At 40.8% G+C, this 19,262-nt stretch carries 16 protein-coding genes; 13 read left to right on the top strand and 3 right to left on the bottom strand.

Going from position 1 to position 19,262, the window contains the following annotated elements:
• Positions 1 to 44: 44 nt before the first annotated feature.
• A complete protein-coding gene (gene purB, locus HB679_RS04695) occupies positions 45 to 1,388 on the bottom strand; it encodes an adenylosuccinate lyase (protein ID WP_214070774.1) in 1,344 nt (447 codons plus the stop codon).
• Between the two features lie 207 nt (positions 1,389 to 1,595).
• On the opposite strand from purB, the gene HB679_RS04690 reads away from it, so the two are divergent.
• From HB679_RS04690 to HB679_RS04665, 6 genes are all read left to right on the top strand, one after another.
• A complete protein-coding gene (locus HB679_RS04690) occupies positions 1,596 to 2,207 on the top strand; it encodes a TetR/AcrR family transcriptional regulator (protein ID WP_214070773.1) in 612 nt (203 codons plus the stop codon).
• Between the two features lie 93 nt (positions 2,208 to 2,300).
• Positions 2,301 to 3,674 (top strand): TolC family protein, encoded by a 1,374-nt coding sequence (locus HB679_RS04685; RefSeq protein WP_214070772.1) that lies wholly within the window; start codon positions 2,301 to 2,303, stop codon positions 3,672 to 3,674.
• Positions 3,675 to 3,693: 19 nt separating this feature from the next.
• On the top strand, positions 3,694 to 4,800 hold the full coding sequence (locus tag HB679_RS04680; protein WP_214070771.1) for an efflux RND transporter periplasmic adaptor subunit: 1,107 nt from the start codon (positions 3,694 to 3,696) through the stop codon (positions 4,798 to 4,800).
• A 24-nt stretch (positions 4,801 to 4,824) separates the two neighbouring features.
• Positions 4,825 to 8,235, top strand: coding sequence for an efflux RND transporter permease subunit (locus tag HB679_RS04675; RefSeq protein WP_214070770.1), 3,411 nt, complete (start codon positions 4,825 to 4,827; stop codon positions 8,233 to 8,235).
• A 122-nt stretch (positions 8,236 to 8,357) separates the two neighbouring features.
• Positions 8,358 to 8,843, top strand: coding sequence for a DUF4126 family protein (locus HB679_RS04670; protein ID WP_214070769.1), 486 nt, complete (start codon positions 8,358 to 8,360; stop codon positions 8,841 to 8,843).
• Positions 8,844 to 8,985: 142 nt separating this feature from the next.
• Positions 8,986 to 9,603: a TetR/AcrR family transcriptional regulator gene (locus tag HB679_RS04665; protein ID WP_214070768.1), complete on the top strand. Its 618-nt coding sequence runs from the start codon at positions 8,986 to 8,988 to the stop codon at positions 9,601 to 9,603.
• Between the two features lie 218 nt (positions 9,604 to 9,821).
• On the opposite strand, the gene HB679_RS04660 is transcribed toward HB679_RS04665, so the two are convergent.
• Together HB679_RS04660 and HB679_RS04655 are read right to left on the bottom strand one after the other, a co-directional pair.
• Positions 9,822 to 10,256, bottom strand: a complete 435-nt coding sequence (locus HB679_RS04660) for a hypothetical protein (RefSeq protein WP_214070767.1) — start codon at positions 10,254 to 10,256, stop codon at positions 9,822 to 9,824.
• A gap of 108 nt (positions 10,257 to 10,364) precedes the next feature.
• The gene (locus HB679_RS04655) at positions 10,365 to 11,603 is read right to left on the bottom strand and encodes a nucleoside recognition domain-containing protein (protein ID WP_214070766.1); all 1,239 of its coding nucleotides are present in this window, start codon (positions 11,601 to 11,603) and stop codon (positions 10,365 to 10,367) included.
• Between the two features lie 96 nt (positions 11,604 to 11,699).
• Here HB679_RS04655 and HB679_RS04650 point away from each other — a divergent pair, with 96 nt between their 5' ends.
• From HB679_RS04650 to HB679_RS04620, 7 genes are all read left to right on the top strand, one after another.
• On the top strand, positions 11,700 to 12,134 hold the full coding sequence (locus tag HB679_RS04650) for a DinB family protein (RefSeq protein ID WP_214070765.1): 435 nt from the start codon (positions 11,700 to 11,702) through the stop codon (positions 12,132 to 12,134).
• Between the two features lie 133 nt (positions 12,135 to 12,267).
• Positions 12,268 to 13,119, top strand: coding sequence for a helix-turn-helix transcriptional regulator (locus HB679_RS04645; protein ID WP_214070764.1), 852 nt, complete (start codon positions 12,268 to 12,270; stop codon positions 13,117 to 13,119).
• Positions 13,120 to 13,196: 77 nt separating this feature from the next.
• Positions 13,197 to 13,889, top strand: coding sequence for a hypothetical protein (locus tag HB679_RS04640; protein ID WP_214070763.1), 693 nt, complete (start codon positions 13,197 to 13,199; stop codon positions 13,887 to 13,889).
• 57 nt (positions 13,890 to 13,946) lie between these two features.
• Complete coding sequence (locus tag HB679_RS04635; RefSeq protein WP_214070762.1) at positions 13,947 to 14,825, top strand: hypothetical protein; 879 nt, start codon at positions 13,947 to 13,949, stop codon at positions 14,823 to 14,825.
• A 56-nt stretch (positions 14,826 to 14,881) separates the two neighbouring features.
• Positions 14,882 to 15,694 (top strand): hypothetical protein, encoded by an 813-nt coding sequence (locus tag HB679_RS04630; protein WP_214070761.1) that lies wholly within the window; start codon positions 14,882 to 14,884, stop codon positions 15,692 to 15,694.
• A 119-nt stretch (positions 15,695 to 15,813) separates the two neighbouring features.
• A complete protein-coding gene (locus HB679_RS04625; protein ID WP_214070760.1) occupies positions 15,814 to 18,087 on the top strand; it encodes a GH92 family glycosyl hydrolase in 2,274 nt (757 codons plus the stop codon).
• 225 nt (positions 18,088 to 18,312) lie between these two features.
• Complete coding sequence (locus HB679_RS04620) at positions 18,313 to 19,167, top strand: OmpA family protein (protein ID WP_214070759.1); 855 nt, start codon at positions 18,313 to 18,315, stop codon at positions 19,165 to 19,167.
• Positions 19,168 to 19,262 lie beyond the last annotated feature (95 nt).

Here is a 19,262-nt window from a genome sequence, read left to right as displayed (position 1 = left end):
CATCCTAAATTAGTTATGACCTGTAGGTGACGTTGATAATACGGTTAGATTCCTGTATAGTTGCTTGGGCTGATACGTTTAATCTCTTCTTTAACGCTATCACTTACTTTTAAAGTATCTACAAACTCCGCAATGGTCTGCGCATTAACCTGCGTATTGGTACGTGTCAACTCTTTCAAAGCCTCATATGGGTTTGGGTAACCCTCGCGCCGCAAAATGGTCTGTATCGCCTCAGCAACTACCGCCCAATTAGCTTCCAGGTGTGCGTTTAATGCGTTTTCGTTCAATAATAATTTACCGAGGCCTTTCACTGTTGATTTAATGGCGATCAGCGTATGCGCCACCGGTACACCGATATTGCGCAACACAGTTGAATCAGTTAGATCGCGCTGCAATCTTGATATAGGCAACTTCGCAGCCAGGTGCTCAAATACTGCGTTTGCCAATCCTAAGTTACCCTCCGAATTTTCAAAATCTATCGGGTTGACTTTATGCGGCATGGCCGATGATCCTATTTCGCCAGCTTTAATTTGCTGTTTGAAATAGTTCATCGAAATGTAGGTCCACATATCGCGATCCAAATCAATCAATATATTATTGATCCTTTTCAAGGCATCGCATTGCGCAGCAAAATTGTCGTAATGCTCAATTTGAGTAGTGAACTGCGAGCGGCTCAACCCCAAAATATTATTTACAAAATTATTGCCGAATGCTTTCCACTCAATTTCCGGGTAACCTACATGGTGTGCATTAAAGTTACCGGTAGCGCCGCCAAACTTGGCAGACGTTGGAACTTGTTTTAGCAGAATCAATTGGTTTTCTAATCGCTCCACAAAAACCTGGATCTCTTTACCTAAACGGGTAGGCGAGGCTGGCTGACCGTGCGTGTGTGCCAGCATAGGTATCTGCTCCCAATCACCCGCGTATTTTTTAAGAAGATTCACCAGCTCTTCAAGTGCCGGATAATAAACTTCATCCAATGCTAACTTGAACGAATAAGGGATAGCAGTATTATTAATATCCTGCGAAGTCAATCCAAAATGAATAAACTCTTTGTATTCCTCTAAGCCCAGGTCATCAAATTTTTGCTTGATGAAATATTCCACCGCTTTAACATCATGGTTAGTTATTTTCTCAATATCCTTGATGCTTTGGGCGTCGGCTTCGGTAAAATTTTTATAAATGTCGCGTAACTTTTCTTCCAGATTTTTATCAAAACTCTGTAGTTGAGGCAATGGATGCTGGCATAAAGCTATAAAGTATTCAATCTCTACAAACACCCTGTACTTGATCAAAGCATATTCCGAAAAGTAAGCGCCAAGATCAGCGGTGGTTTTACGGTAGCGGCCATCAATAGGTGAAATTGCAGAAAGTGGTGTGAGTGTCATGAGTGGTTATTGATTTTCTGCAAAGGTAACAAAATCGGTAATAAGCCCCCTCTAAATCTCCCCCGGAAGGGGAGACTTTTTGAATTGGCTTTTAAAAGCCCTCCCTACCGGGGAGGGTTAGGAAGGGCTAGACAGATGTGGAAAATATTTTTTTGTTGGAAACTTTGTAATCTAAAAATGTTTCCATAGTTTTGACCAATCAAGTCAATGGGTCAAAGAGAAAGAATAATACAAGGCGGAGAGGAGCTGTTTTTAACGGCCGGGATAAAGAGTGTAACGATGGATGATATTGCTAAACATTTGGGCATGTCTAAAAAAACCATCTATCAGTTCTTTAAGGATAAGAATGAGTTAGTGATAGCTTTAGTTAAAAAGAAGCTGCAGGAAGATGAAGATCAGATGTGCGTGTTGATCAGCAACGCTGGTAATGTCATCGAGGAAATGATCAACATGATGAAATGCTCTGAGGAGATTTTTTCAAGGATTAACCCTATAGTGATACACGACCTGCAGAAATATCACCCTGAAGCGTGGCAACAGTTCCAGGATTTTAAAGCAGGGGTGATAGTTCACACTTTAGAAGAACTGCTAACGAAAGGAATCCAGCAAGGCTATATAAGGCCGGATATTGATGTGAAGATCATGGCGCGTATGCGGGTAATGCAGGTAGAAATGGGTTTTAACAATAGCATCTTCCCGATAGCGGAGTTTAGCCCATGGAAGGTACAGTATCAACTGCTTGAGCATTTTAACTTCGGTATATGCACACTTAAAGGCTATAAATTATTAGATGAATACAAAAATGTAATCGCACAATAAAATTTCCTGTTGACATAGGGTTGTCAAAACCGGGAACTTACTTTGAAACAAAGAGAAATTAATAACAAATAAATCACAACACAATTACATCATATGAGATATATATTTCTAACCGCGTCGCTAATTTGCAGCATAGTCTTTTCAGGCTTTGCGCAACAGGCCCCGCCGCCCAATACACCGGTAAGCTATAGCTTAGCCGATTGTATTAACTACGCTTACCAACACCAGGATTCTGTAAAAAATGCAGCCCTTGATGTTAAAAGCGCAGAGTATAAAGTAAAAGAAACTATTGGCACAGGCTTGCCGCAGGTAAACGGCTCAATTAGTTTTCAGGACTTTCTGCAAACTCCCGCATCGGTGGGCCCAAACCTAACAGGTGTTTTTACCGGCGGAACAATTGATCCGAATGCACCTTTAATCAAGTTTCCGTTTGGTGCTGTAAAATATAATAACACTTATGGTGTTTCGCTGAGTCAGCTTGTATTTAGCGGAACCTTTCTGGTGGGCTTAAAAGCTGTAAAGACCTATAAGGAACTGTATATACGGAGCCTGACGCGATCAAAAATTGAAACCAACGTTCAAGTAACTAAAGCTTATTACCAGGCGTTGGTATCTGGCGAGCAAATTAAATTGCTGGATGCTAATATCGCGCAGCTAAAACAAACTCTAGATCAAACTACAGCGCAAAACAAACAAGGTTTTGTAGAGAAAATAGACGTTGATCGTTTAGATGTACAATACAATAACCTGGTAACCAATAGAGACAATGCAGAGCGCGCATTGATACTTAGTGTGGAAATGTTGAAATTTCAGATGGGTATGCCGATAGAACAGGATTTAACGCTGACTGATAAACTCTCTGACGTTAACATCACTCAAGCTGCGCAGGCAGATGTCACCGATACCAGCTTTATTCATAACCGTATAGAGTACAAGTTACTGCAAACCAACATTCTCCTTAATCAATTGGATGTTAAAAGTAAAAAAGCGGCTTATTTACCGTCGGTAGCTTTAAATGGAGCATATAACCAGGTGTTCCAGGAAAACCACACCAGGTTTTTATACAATAACGCTTATCCTAACAGCTTTATCGGTTTAAATGTAAACATCCCGATTTTTAGCGGCGGTCAGCGTGTAAATCAATTAAGACAGTCGGAAATCAGTGTGATGAAAGCACAAAACGATTTAGACAATGCGGCTAATGGCTTTAAGCTACAGGCAAACGCCGCCCGCATTACTTACGAAAATAGCGTTCACTCGCTTGACAACCAAAAACGCAGCCGCGAACTGGCACAAGAAGTTTTAAGAGTTTCTAAAATAAAGTATAGCCAGGGTGTAGGCTCAAATATCGAGGTAACTCAGGCTCAAACAGATTTGGAAAGCGCAGATAATCAATATATACAAGCATTATACAATGCTTTAATAAGCAAGGTAGATCTTGACAAAGCATATGCACGCATTAACTAAAACTAAACTCACCATAAACATGAAAAAATACATATATATACCGGCTTTATTGTTGTTAGCTGCTTGCTCGCAGAAGCCTAAAGATAAAAACGCAGAATTAGCCGACCTGAAAAAACAACAGGCCGATATTAACTCAAAGATCGCTGCATTGCAGGCATCAGCTGGCGTCAGCCAGGATTCTTCAAAGAGTGCTGACATTAGCGTTTATAAAATTGCGGAAACCAAATTTACCCACTACGTTGATATACAAGGTAAAATTGACGCTAAAGATAATGTAACAGCTTACCCGCAGTCGCCGGGTGTTATTACCAAGATCTATGTAGCGCCGGGCCAGCATGTAAGCAAAGGCCAACTATTAGTACAGCTGGATAATAGTGTATTAAGAGAAAATATAGAGCAGGCCCAATCGCAGGCTACTTTGGCTAAAACTTTGTTTGAGCGTCAAAAAAACCTGTGGGATCAAAAAATTGGTACAGAAGTGCAGTTTTTGCAAGCTCAAACCCAAATGCAAAGCGCTCAAAAGCAGGTTGATGGACTACGTCAGCAAGCTGATTTGTATCGCATCATATCGCCAATTAACGGTACCATTGACCAAATGGATCTGAAACTGGGTCAGGTTGCGCAGCCGGGTACAACAGGTATCCGCATTGTGAATGCTGATGTTTTGAAAGTTAAAGCTGATGTTCCTGAATCATACGCCAGCCGTGTTAATCAAGGTGATAATGTGAAAATTGTTGTACCCGATGGTAATGACTCTTTGAGCGCAAAGCTAACCTTTGCGGCTAAAGCTATCGACCCAACCTCACGTAGTTTTGCCATAGAAATTGCTTTACCTGTACGTAAAACTTTACGCCCTAACATGACAGCTATTATTAAAATAGCCGATTATAATAATAGCAAAGCAATCGTAATCCCATTAAATGCTATTCAAAAATCAGAGCAGGGTGATTACGTTTATGTTAATGATAACGGTGCAGCCAAACGTAAAAACATTAAAGTTGGCATTGCCTATGGCAGCCAGGCCGAAATCTTATCGGGTTTAACTGCGGGCGATCAACTGATCACTGCCGGCGCTTCTGATCTGAATGATGGCGACAAAGTAAATGTGTTACAGTCTGGTAATTAAATCACTTAAATAATTTGATCTATAATGAAAGATCTTAACAAAGAATTTGGGCCATCTAGCTGGGCCATTGATAATAAAACCGCCATATATGTATTGATATTTTTAATATCGGTACTAGGTTTTGTCAGCTATAATAATCTGCCTAAGGAGAATTTTCCGGATATAGCGCAGTCAAAGGTTTTTGTGAGCACGCCATACATCGGCCAGTCGCCGCAAAATATAGAGTTGCTGGTAACCAGGCAATTAGAAAAGCAGTTGAAATCGCTTAAAGGTCTAAAAAAGGTAACCTCAAACTCAAAACAAAACATGTCTGTAATAACGGCTGAATTTAACGCCGATGTTAAGATCAGAGATGCAAAGATTGATGTAAAGGAAGCCGTTGATAAAGCAAAACAAGATTTGCCGCAAAACGATGCTAACCTTAAAGAGTCGATTATATCTGATATCAACGTTGCTGATATTCCTATCCTTTATGTAAATATATCCGGCGATTACGACTTGAAAAAGTTGAAAGAATATGCCGATAACTTAAAGGACGAGATTGAAAGCTATAAAGAAATATCGCGTGTTGAAGAAGTAGGAGCGTTGACACCTGAAATTCAGATCAATGTCGATATGAATAAAATGGCAGCAGTACAACTAAGCTTTAATGATATTACCCAGGCAATTGGTAATGAAAATATCATCGCATCTGCAGGTAATGTTACAACTGATGGTATCCGCCGTAGTATCGACATAAAGAAAGATTACAAAAGTGCTGATGAAGTAGCCGAAATGATTGTCAGAAACCCTAAAGGGCAATCAATATACTTGCGCGATATTGCCGATATTAAAGACTCGTTTTTAGAGCAGGAAAGCTACGCGCGTTTAAAAACAAACGATAGTAAAGATTTTAAAAATGTTATTACCCTTAACGTAAGTAAACGTACGGGCGAAAATTTGATTGAGGCTTCTGATAAAATTAACAGCTTAATTTCGCAGAAATTAAAAACACAGTTTCCTAAAGGTTTAAAGATAACAGTAACCGGCGATCAGTCAGACAAAACACGTACCACGCTGAATGACTTGATTAACACTATTGTTATTGGGTTTATTCTGGTTACCATTATCCTGATGTTTTTTATGGGTAGTACCAACGCCATATTTGTGGCGCTATCTGTACCACTATCGTGTTTTATAGCATTCCTGGTAATGCCAGCTATTGGGTTTACATTAAACATGATCGTGCTATTCTCCTTCTTACTCGCATTGGGTATTGTGGTAGATGATGCAATTGTGGTAATAGAAAATACGCACCGGATCTTTGCCAACGGAGCTGTGCCTATTAAACAAGCTGCTAAGATGGCCGCCGGCGAAGTGTTTTTACCTGTATTTTCTGGTACTATGACTACGCTTGCACCATTTGTGCCGTTAGCATTTTGGAATAGCTTGATTGGGCATTTTATGTTCTTCCTACCAATTACGTTGATTATAACGTTGCTGGCTTCGCTGGTTGTTGCCTACCTGTTTAACCCTGTATTTGCAGTTGACTTTATGAAACCGCACGTTGAGGGCGAGCACGATCATCCAAAATTTGATAAAAAAACAAGGCGTTCTTTAATCTACCTGGTAATAGCTACTGTAGTTGGTTATTTGATAAACTTTGGTTTTGGTAATTTCATGGTGCTAATTATAGCGCTGTACCTACTTAACCATTTTGTTTTGTTAAGAACGATAGATAGCTTCCAAAACAACTTATGGCCACGCTTTAAAGACTGGTATGCCAGATGGTTGGAGCGTGCCGTTAAAGCTCCATGGGTAGTATTAGGTGGGACAGTAGCATTATTTATATTTACCATATTTTTCCTTGTGGCAAGATCGCCTAAGGTTGAGTTTTTCCCGGCAGGCGACCCTAACTTTGCCTTTGTGTATGTAACCATGCCTATTGGTACCGACCAGGCTTATACCAACGAGGTAACCAAGAAACTGGAGAAACGTGTTGCGGACGCAGTTGAACCTGACAAGGACATCGTATCGTCTATCATATCAAACGTTACAGCCAGCGTTGCCGACCCAAGTGATGAAGATCAGGGCGATTACGAAAACAAGAGTAAAATAACCGTTGCCTTTGTTGAATTTGGTAAACGTAATGGTAAGGATACCAAAGCGGTATTAGCCAATGTGCGTAAGGCAGTTGATGGCGTAATTCCGGGTGCAAAAATCGCGGTAGCGCAAGAAAATGGCGGCCCACCGGTACAGAAAGATATTAGTATTGAAATTGCCGGCGATAATATTGACACGCTGGTAAAGACAGCTAATCATTTAAAAAGTTATTTAGCTAAACAGAATATAGCCGGTATTGAGGGCCTGATTGCCGACGTGCAGACTGACAAACCCGAAATTGTGTTTGATGTTGATCGTGAGCGTGCAAACCGTGAGGGCATAAACACTGGTCAGATCACACAGACTTTGGCTACAGCTGTATTTGGCGCCAAAGCCGGTGATTTCAGAAATACTCGTGAGGACGACTACCAGATAAAAGTACGTGCCCTTGAAAGCCAGCGCAGCAATCTGGATGCTTTAAAGAACTTAAAGATTACTTACCGCGATCTTGCTACCGGTGGCGCTATACGCCAGGTACCTATATCTGCATTTACAGACGTTAGGTACACCACAACATATAGTAATATCAAACACAAACAGCAAAGACGTGTATTAACTTTAGGGTCGAACGTCATTAAGCCAAATAATATCAATGAGGTTAACGCCAATATTTTAAGAGCGATAAACAATTTCAAAAAACCGGCTAACGTTACTATCAAAATGGGCGGTGGCCAGGAAGATCAGGCAGAAGCTATGAACTTCTTACTGGGCGCTTTAGCTACGTCGTTTGGTTTGATTCTGATCATCCTGATGATTCAGTTTAACTCTACCGGTAAAACGTTGATTATATTGAGCGAAATTTTGTTCAGTATTATAGGTGTACTATTAGGTGTGAGCATCTTCAAAATGACCATATCTATTGTAATGACCGGTGTCGGTATTATTGCTCTTGCGGGTGTGGTAGTACGTAACGGTATATTACTGGTAGAGTTTACAGATATGCTGATGGAACAAGGCGCAAGTATACACGATGCTGTTGTTGAAGCGGGCCATACCCGTATGACACCGGTGTTGTTGACGGCAACCTCAGCCATATTAGGTTTAATACCTTTAGCGGTAGGCTTTAATATTGACTTCGTGGGACTGTTTACCCATTTTAAACCACATATTCACTTCGGTGGCGATAACGTGGCGTTTTGGGGGCCTTTGGCATGGACAATGATATTTGGTTTAGGTTTCGCAACCATCATTACCCTGATATTAGTGCCATGTATGTATTTGATCCGTTACAGAATTAAAGCAAGATTCACCAAAAAAGAATCGCATGAAACACCTGCCGAGATAGCAGGATAATATAAATTATCAAACAAGAATGCCCCGCGAAAACGGGGCATTCTTGTTTGTATTATATTCTGATTTAATAAACCTGCCATTTAGGAATGATTATTGCCATTTGTACATAAACAAACGCTACCATGAATTTAAAAATCGAAAAACCGCTGTGGCAGGTGTTAGGTATAGGCTTACTGGCAGGGATGCGTTCGGCCTCGGCGCCAGCTATCACCAGTTATATATTAAGTCACCATAAATCAAAAGTATTTGGTAAATCAAGATTGGGTTTCCTGCAGTCAAACACTGTCGCTAATGGTTTAAAATATATGGCCCTGGCCGAGTTTATAGGCGATAAGCTACCGACCGCACCCGATCGTATTAAACCGGTGGTATTATCTGCGCGATGTATCTCTGGAGCTTTAGCAGGAGCGGGGATATTAAAAGCAGCCGGAGGTAACGCCTGGGTAGGAGCCTTAATAGGTGGGACGGCAGCCGTGGCTTCTACCTTTGGCAGTTTTTTCTTACGTAAAGCTACTGTGAAAACCTCTGGAATTATTGACCCAATAATCGGTGCGTTAGAAGATGCGTTGGTGGTGGGCGCGGGTGTAGGTATCGCACGTTTGGGGTAATCGATTGCGCAAAATCATAATCTAATTGTAATTTGTGTATCAATTTTGTGCGTTTAAACACTTAGAAGGGTTCTTGTGAGTTATTAATCTAGAATATTTGATAATTTTGTTTAAATAGTCAGTTTTTGTAACAGGAGTTATAATGAGTACAGTAGTCGATCAACAAGACATTAAACGCGAAAAAATTTTAGAAGCGGCTTATCAGCGGTTTTTACATTATGGCTATTCAAAAACCACAATGAACGAAATAGCAGGCGACTTGTCTTTATCCAAAGCCTTGCTATATTATTATTTCCCCGACAAGAGTCAGTTGTATATAGCTGTGATGCGCAAGCTGGCGGGCGAATACATACAAAATCTTGAAAGTGAACTTAATCAGGCTAACAGTCTCAGAGACGCATTTGCAGCACAGGTTGATATCCACCATAATTTTATCGTTAAAAATTATAATTTTTTTGACTTCTTCAGAGTAAATGAGCAGAATTTGCCCGATACCATTTGGGAGATCATTGCTGAAATACGTAACAGCGAATTGACCTTGTTAAGTGCAGCTATTCGTATAGAAGAACAAAAAGGGCACATTAAACCCGTTGAAAGCCCGGAGCAGATTGTAGACCTATTGATTGATGCTTTGCACGGTGTGAGAGTAAGCGCGGTGGCGCACAAAAAGGTAATGTTCCCACAAAAAGAACACCTGGAAGAGATTCATACCAAGCGTTTGTTACTGCTTGACATTTTTATAAAGGGGTTAATGTATTGATCTTTTTGGCGACTGTCACCCAGCCGTAAAAAAGAAGGTTTTCAAGTTTAAACGCTTAGTTTATTGGTAACTTTGACTAAAGTTTTTAGTTAGCAAATAAGTATATCAATATATATTATTAAGGATACTTCTAAAGTTAAGAGGTGATTGTTTTAGAGTGATTAAGCAGGTTGGGATGTAAATTTCAGCCTGCTTTTTTAATTTATAGGCAGCTGGTATTAGTGTTGAGAAATATCAATCAAGCTCCAGTTTTTCTGTTTATCTACCTGGCCACCGTTATATTTTAGGATTATTTTAAATTCGGTATTCACTTTTTCGCCGCCATCGGTGCTTGATTCAACTGATGATTGGATCACATATACAGAATCTGATTGTTTGCCAAACTGATACTTATCATCATTAAATTTTACGCTCGAAGATTTTAAGGTGGGCTGAATAAATAATTTCGCCATAGCATAGGCATCATCACTTCCTGGCATCCCTTTCATAAATTCTGGCTTTAGCGTACCGGTTAAGAAAATTTTTGCTACCACAGCTATCACTATAGCTATAAGCACCAAAAATATAAACAACGCTTTATTGCCACTATGTTTTTTGGCCGCTCTTTCTTTTAAATATTGTTCAGTTTTTTTGGAAGTAGGAGTTTGCGTCATGCTTAATTAGGGGTGTTAAAATAATGCCTTAAAGTTAAGTATAAAACCTATATAAACAACCATTCTCAGCTAATGTCCACTAAAAGTCCATGGCAAATATTGACTGTTTTATCCAAAAAACAGATACGAAATCAATATTGCTGTCACTATGCCAAAGAAATCAGAAATGAGCATAGCTGGCACTGCATACCGGGTCTTTTTAATACCCACGGCACCAAAATAAAGCGCTACAATGTAAAAAGTAGTATCGGCCGTGCCATACAAAACGCTGGACAGGTGCCCTATAAAGCTATCGGCCCCGTGAGTTTTTAAATTATCCAACATCATAGCCCGCGCGCCCGAACCGCTGAGCGGTCGCAGGAATGCGATCGGCAAGACATCAGTAAAACGGGTATCAATATTAAAATGACCGAAGATCCATTTAAAGCCATCGCCTAAATAACCAACGGCGCCGCTAATGCGGAATATGCTTACAGCGGCCAAAAGCGCTACCAGGTAGGGGATTATTTTGATAGAGATATCAAAGCTTTCTTTAGCACCTTCAATAAAAGTTTCAAATACATTTATTTTCTTACGCATCCCACCCAAAATAAACAGTACCGGCAAACCAAATAGGGTGAGATTGCTAAATACTTTTGAGACTTCGCTAATTTGGCTTTTGGTTAGATAAACACTAAAATACCAAACTACGGCACCAATAAAAAGGGTAATTCCCCCAAGCCAGGCTAAAATGACTTTGTCAAAAAGGTTGATCTTTTGTTTGATACTCACAACGATCAAACCCGCCAATGTAGCGACATAGGTAGCGATAATGCAGGGTATGAAAATATCGCTTGGGTCTTTTGAATGATAGATTGCACGCTGTGCAATAATGGCGATGGGCAATAAAGTTAACCCCGAGGCGTGTAGCACCAGGAACATAATCTGTGAGTTAGAAGCCGTGTCTTTATCTTGATTCAGCTCTTGCAAACCGCTCATGGCTTTTAAGCCAAATGGAGTAGCAGCGTTGTCCAGGCCCAACAGGTTAGCTGCATAGTTCATCATCATTTGGCCAACTGCCGGATGATCTTTGGGTACTTCTGGAAACAAACGGTTAAAAAATGGCCCAACAATGCGCGACAGGAAGTTAATTGCACCCGCTTTCTCTGCAATCTTCAAGATCCCAAGATAAAAAGCCATTATACCAACCAGCGGCAAGGCGATATCCATTACGGCTGATTTTGTAGAATCAAACGTACCATCTACCATCATCCTGAAAATATCGGTATCGCCTAAAAATATCAGCTTAAACAAGCCAATAATAAATGATATAATAAATAGGGCAATCCAGATATAATTTAAAGCCATGCGCAGATTTTTTTTATGCTGATGTGAAAATATGGAATTTTGGTTTGATAAGCACTTTTGTTTGCGCAATTTTAAATCTTCAACGTATCTGCAATCATGGAAAATACCATCCAGGCCCTGGCCACAGTAATTGAGGATTTGTTAACCCGTGATTTGCAAGCCATTGATTGGGATACTAAACCCGGGCCGGATAAATGGTCGCGCAAGGAGATTATGGGCCATTTAATAGATAGCGCACAGATCAATTTACAACGTTTTGTAAGATGTACCTACCAGGAAGGCTTTAAGCTGGTGTACGACCAGGTAGAGTGGGTGGCAGCCCAATGTTACCAGGACGAAGATATCAATGAAATACTGGAGCTCTGGCGTTTGCTCAACTTCCAGATTATCCGCGTCTGGAAAAATTATCCAGCAGATAGATTAACTGCCCGATGCGATAATGGCAAATATGAAGTAACAATGCACACCGTGGATTGGCTGGCAGCTGACTATGTAGAGCACATGAAAAATCATTTGGTGAATGTATACTAATACCTGTGTCATTTTTAAGACTTGCAGAGGATTGGAAGCATCGGATAATTAAATCAACCAAGCCTATGAGAATGCGGGTTAATTTGACTTTTAGGTTAATAATTTAAATAGCTTAACTGCTATCTTTAGCGCTATGGCAACCATTCCAATGCACCTACTTCAGGATCGGGCCGAAATAGGTGTAGAAATAGATTATTTTAAGCCCGGCGATAAAGCAGACGAGGTGGAAACACTTGGCGCGCATCGTGATGATCATTATATTTTCTTTTTGGTAGAATCTGGCTCGGCGGAGTTGATGATTGATTTCGAGGTAAAGCAATTTACTCCGGGTACTTTATATTTCGTGTTGCCAGGTCAGGTGCATCATCGCATTAGTGCGGAGATGGCTTATGGTTGGTTTTTAGCTATCGATACAGGCTTGCTCACTAATGAACAAAGGCAGGTTTTTGAACAAAGGCTAACCTTACAACAAACTATCCCATTAAATGAAATCGACCTGGCCGGCTATCAGCAGGTATTGAAATCGTTATTTGGTCATTATAGTAATAACGAGGATCAACCATTTTACCGGCAAGTGCTGTATTCTTTTATTCAGGCTTTTACCGGGATGGTAGCGGCACAATATAAAATACAGGAGCGGGGCGAGGGACAGGTTAATCGCAAACAACAGTTGACGCAGGAATTTAAGGCCCTGCTTAGCATCCATCTAAAGGATATTAAAAGCCCGTCGGTTTATGCCGATAAGCTTAACGTTTCGCAGGTATATTTGAACGAAGCTTTAAAACATACTACCGGCATGCCGGTTAGCTACTGGATAACCCAAGAAGTTATGTTGGAAGCTAAACGACTGCTCTTTTATACAGATTTGAATGTCAAAGAAATTGCCTACGAATTAGGTTATGAAGATCACGCTTATTTCTCGCGGTTATTTAAGCAAAACGGCGGTGTTACGCCTTTGGGTTTTCGGGGTCAATACCGCGAATAGTCCAATATTTACCTTGAGGTCTTTATTGATTATGGGTTAATGTTGCCGTTTCTTTGTATTGTTCAAAACACAACAACATGGAAACATCCACTATTAAACGTTTTAAAGCTGCTGCCAGCCGGATGACAGAAGACCGGATTTTGCATGCCGGCCATGTACTTGAAGTACGCCCCTGGGACGGCGGCACAATAACCGAAATTGACCTGCATTTGCCTACGGTAGATATGCACACCTGGCAAGCCGTACCATACATCAAATTTAAAGTAGCTAATTTTACTTACCGCGATTATACGCCGTTTGGCTGGGACGCCGAAACCTCTACCTGCTCTTTACTAATAGACACAGGTCACAACGGCCCAGGTAGCTTGTGGGCGCGTAAATTGCAGGCCAATGAAAAAGTACAATATTTAAAAATCGACTCAACCCGCCAGATACCACATGCTACCGACCTGGTAGTAGGATTAGGTGACAGCACTAGTTTAGCACATTTGTTAGCCTTACAACAACTGACGTTGCCAATTAGCCGCTTCGCAGGTGCTGCGTTTTTGCCAGATCGTACACAGAAAAAGTTGTTCGGCGAATATTTTCGTTCACCATTGCAAATATTGAGCAATTTAGGCGAGGTAGAAGAGTGGGTAGCAGAACAAGGCTATTGCATAGAACATTCTCATTTTTACCTTACGGGACACGAAGGATTGGTTACCAAATTAAGGCAGCGGTTAAAAACTATCGGGCATCAGCAAATCAGGGTAAAAGGGTTTTGGTCTTGATATAAATTATAGGTTTATGTGATAAAAAAATTATATTTATCACATAAACCTACAACCATGAAATACCTTATCGCATCGGTTCTACTTGCTGCAACAACTTCATTATCTGCACAAACTAATTCGGCCCAAAACCTGGTAATCGTTAAAAGTAAAGTCACAACAGTTACATTGCCTAACAGTGTTACCACAGCAGCAGAGTTTAAATCGTCAATGGGTGGGCGTGGCACCATGACAAAAAAAAATGATATAACCTACATCACCTATTGCCAAAATAGTGGCGACTCCATAGCAATACGAACCGGCAATCATATGGATACGACGAATTACCGGGCCGGAGTTTCAAAGAAAGATAACGTAATAACTATAACCCATCCAAATGCTCAGCAGTCCACTATCACTGAAGATGGCGATCTGATTATGATTAAGGCAGCGGGCGGAAATGTTGCTGTGTTTCATAAAGCTTCGTCACCTTCGCAGAATGATGGAACGGTCGGCGGTAACCAATACCTTATTTCGTATAATAAAAACACAACTGACGTGAAAGCTGTAAACGGTTCTGGTTTTAAGTTTGAGCGTAAAGGAAACGTTGCTATTATAAAAACCGGAGAAGACGATTATTCGGTTATGATAACTACCGGAAAATCATCTATTGTAATAAACTCAAGAGGCGTTTATTCATTAGTGATCAACGACGATAACAGAATTTCGGTGATGCCATCTAAAGGCTTCCAATCATTCGTGTACAATGAAGGAGCAACTTCGCGGGTTATTTGGGCCAATGGCGAATCGCAAACAGTTAACAATTATGGCGGTTTGAGTTTAATTACGCCAAAAGATAGCGGGGCGGATGCGATGTTTAATTATGGAAAAGTAGAAACCAATAATGACGCTGACGGCGGAAAGTTTACTAAGATAACCATCGACAATAAAAAATAAGGAATAGTATTATAGTGCTTTTTTTATACTTTTATCCGGCTAAGATATTATCACACATGAGATTATACATTAAACTGTCCTTAATTGCATCCGCAACAATATTTTTAGCTGGTTGTAAATTAGATGATCCTGATTTTAAAGATCCTGCCAATTATGTTAATGGTGTGGTTGCTGTTGGCAAAACAGGTAGCACAGGGGCAACGGGCGCTACCGGTACAACTGGTGTTACAGGTTCGACGGGTACCACAGGTGCAACAGGAGCTACTGGATCGACAGGAGGAACGGTAACAACCGGAACGGATGCACAACTTTCTACTCCCGGAATATATTATTTAAAAGGTTCGTTAAATGGAGCGACATTGGACTGGGAATTGACTCCCGGCGGATATGGTGGATGGTATCCTGGAGACGACGAGTCAACGATTGAATATCCTGATGGATCTGTAATTGGCGGTGTTAGTGGCACGCTGCAAAGTTTCACTGTTTCAGCCCCATCAATAAGCATTAGCTTTGGTACTATAAGTTATACTACGAATACAGATAAGCATGCCTATTTTTATGGTTTTTTTGGCGGTAGCGCAATTTCTAATTGGTCGTACGTTACAGACTATACTGATGTTAGTGTAAAAGGTGTGCAAATTGGATACGCTGACGGTGTTGGAAATGCCTATTTTACCAATAAAGGCGATCAAACCGGAAGTAATTTTAGTGTTGTAAGCATTGAAACAGAACCCGCAAAAGGAACGGATTTGGAAAGTGTAAAAATTAAAGTAACCTTTAGCTGTACACTTTATGATAATAAAGGTGTCTTACCTCCAATGCATTTAACGAATGCCGAAGCTGTAATTAACATTAGTAACAATCTTTAAGCTACCGCCAATAATCCTTAAAAACAAGCTTATTTCATTAGTGAGAAATCGATTGCAATTCGACGTATTTTTTGTTTCTTTACGTTGAATCAAAATACCAATTCAGTAAAACTTATTTCATGATGAAAGCTAAACACTTATTAGCCCTTGCGGGAGTAATAGGTATATGCTCTGCAGGCTATGCAGCCGGCGGACCGAAACCTAAAAAAGCTCCCGGAAAAGAGCCAGTCGACTTTGTTAATCCAAATATTGGTAATATCAGCCATATGCTGGTGCCAACCTATCCAACCACGCATTTGCCTAACAGTATGATGCGCATCTTTCCGGTACGTCACGATTATACAACCAACCGCATTGGCGGTTTACCCTTGATCGTAACGCACCACCGTGAGGAATCCAGCTTTAATTTTTATCCATATCAGGGTAACGAAGGTGGTATTAAACCAACCATGACATTTAGTTATGACCAGGAAAAAGTTACCCCATATCGTTATAAAGAATATTTAGACGAAGCAAATATTGGTGCAGACTTTGCGCCGTCGCACCAAAGTGCAGTTTACAGCATTACGTTCGATAAATCTGGCGCGCCTTACCTGGTATTTAACTGCCGTCGCGGTGAGATCAAAGCCAGCGGTAAAGTTATCAGCGGGCACCAGGATCTGGGCGATCATACCTCTGTTTATATCTATGCTGTTACTGATGTTTCGCCTTTAAAAGCAGGTAGAGCCGACCGTGAAGGTGGTGTCAACTGGAGTGGCCCGGCATCATCTTCATTAGTGGTGTCTTATCCCGAAGGAACCAAAAAAATAGGCATGCGTTATGGCATATCATACATTAGCGAAGAACAAGCCAGGAAAAATCTTGATCGCGAGATACATAATTTCGATGTCGATGCTGTAGCTACTGAGGGTCGCAAAATCTGGAACGAAGCGTTGGGAAAGATCGCTGTCTCGGGCGCATCAGACAGAGAAACCACCGTATTCTATACCTCATTATATCGCACGTTTGAGCGCCCCATTGTCATCAGTGAAGACGGTCGCTATTTCTCGGCATCTGATGGTAAAGTGCACAGTGACGAAGGCCATCCTTTTGCAACAGACGATTGGACTTGGGATACTTATCGTGCAGCGCACCCACTGCGTGTGTTAATTAACAAACCGCTTGAAAATAATATCCTGAATTCATACATCCTGATGTCTGAGCAAACCGGCAAAGGCTGGTTCCCAACTTTTCCTGGTGTTAGCGGCGAGCAGCACTGCATGAACTCAAATCACGGTATTGCAAGTGTTGCAGATGCCTATGCTAAAGGTTTGCGTGGTTTTGATTTAGCTCGTGCTTATGCGGCTTGTAAAGCATCTATCGAAACTAAATCACTATTACCATGGTCGTATATACCATCGGGCGAACTGGACGATTTTTATAAAAAGAATGGTTATCTGCCTGCATTAAAACCAGGCGAGAAAGAAACTGTCCAAGGTGTTAACGGCTGGGAAAAACGCCAGCCTATTGCGGTTACCTTGGGTACATCGTTTGATGAATGGTGTCTGTCGCAAATAGCGCAGGATCTGGGTAAAACCGAAGATGCCAACCATTACCTTAAAGCATCGTACAACTATCGTAACGTATTTAACCCAAAAACTGGCTTTTTCCATCCAAAAGATAAAGACGGAAACTTTATTGAACCATTGGATTACCGTATGGATGGAGGCCCAGGTGCGCGCCAATATTACGATGAAAACAATGGTTACGAATACCGTTGGGACGTACAGCACAACATAGGCGACCTGGTTAAGATGGTAGGAGGTAACCAAAAGTTTGTTGATGCCCTTGAAGATATGTTTAATACCGACTATCCGGGCGCAAGATGGGATTTCTACGCGCAGTTGCCAGATCATACTGGTAACGTAGGTATGTTCTCTATGGCAAATGAGCCCGGTTTTCATATTCCTTACTTATACAATTATGCAGGTGCACCGTGGCGCACCCAAAAACGTATTCGCTCCTTATTAGATTTTTGGTACCGTAACGATTTAATGGGCATACCTGGCGATGAAGACGGCGGCGGTATGACCGCTTTCGTAGTATTTAGCGAGATGGGCTTTTACCCGGTTACGCCTGGATCTCCAACTTATAACATTGGCAGCCCTTGCTTTCCCTATGTAAAAATGAATGTAGGTAACGGCAAATATTTTGAGATTAAAGCACAGAACGCTTCATTTACCAATAAATACATTCAATCAGCTAAATTAAATGGCAAGGTGCTTAACCAGCCGTGGTTTAACCATAGCGACATCGCCAATGGTGGTGTGTTGGAATTGGTAATGGGGCCGGTTGCTAATAAAACCTGGGGTGTTAATTCACCGCCGCCATCGGCTGCGCCCATGCCTCAATAGACAATACTTTATCTTATAATAATGCGCTTTCAGGGAAACCGGGAAGCGCTTTTTATTTGTGGCGATTTTATGTTTTATAATGATATATCTACCTAAATAATAAGTAACAATTTTATATAGATAACCTTTGTTTTGAATTTAAACGGATTGTTATTTATAGATAAGGGCAAACATTTTTAGGTTTTAGGCGTTTATGAGTTAAATTATTTAATAACCTTAAATACCATGAAAACTAAAATCATATTACCCCTGCTATTGGTAGCCGCGGCACTTATGCAAAGTTGTGTAAGTAATAAAAAATACGCCGAGCTACAAACCAATTACAATAACTTGCAAACAAAGCAAACGGAGTTAAAACAAAGTTATGACCTTACGCAGCGCGAGTTGGAAGGTTCAAAAACAAGAGTTAAAAGCTTAGAAGAACAAATTGAATCTGAAAAAGCAAACCGTGCTGCTTTACAGGACGCGTTGAATAAATGTTTAGCCGGTAACAATCAGGGCAACGTGAACATTGCTAAATTGGCCGATCAGATCAGCGCATCAAACAATTATATTAAAGAGTTGATTGCTGCTAAAGGAAAAAGCGACTCTTTGAATATGGTGCTAACCAATAACTTAACCCGCTCATTAAGTCAGGCAGAAATGAAAGACGTTGATGTACAGGTATTGAAAGGCGTTGTTTATATATCATTGTCTGACAATATGTTGTACAATTCAGGCAGTTATGAGATATCAGACCGTGCCGGCGAGACTTTGAGCAAAATTGCCAAGATCATCAAAGATTACGCCGATTACGATGTATTAATTGAAGGTAATACGGATAATGTGCCAATTAAACAGCAAAACATTCGTAACAACTGGGATTTAAGTGCGTTGAGGGCCTCGTCTGTGGTACAAGCCTTGCAAAACACTTACGCTGTTGATCCTAAGCGTTTAACAGCGGGTGGACGCGGTGAGTATAACCCCGTTGCCGATAACAGCACTGACGACGGTAAAATGAAAAACAGGCGCACCCAAATTATCATTACCCCTAAGCTCGATCAGTTTATGGACCTGATAGGTAAACCTGTGCAAAAATAAGCGCTGTAATAATGTTATTACTAAAATGCCTTTGCTTAACAGCAGGGGCATTTTTTGCTTAAAAGCAGGGTTTATTTTCTATATTGGCGGCACCA

This window comes from Mucilaginibacter sp. dw_454 (assembly GCF_018449775.1).
Lineage (GTDB): Bacteria > Bacteroidota > Bacteroidia > Sphingobacteriales > Sphingobacteriaceae > Mucilaginibacter.
The sequence above is the reverse complement of the archived record's forward strand: the minus strand, read 5'-3'. Positions and strand labels throughout refer to the sequence as shown.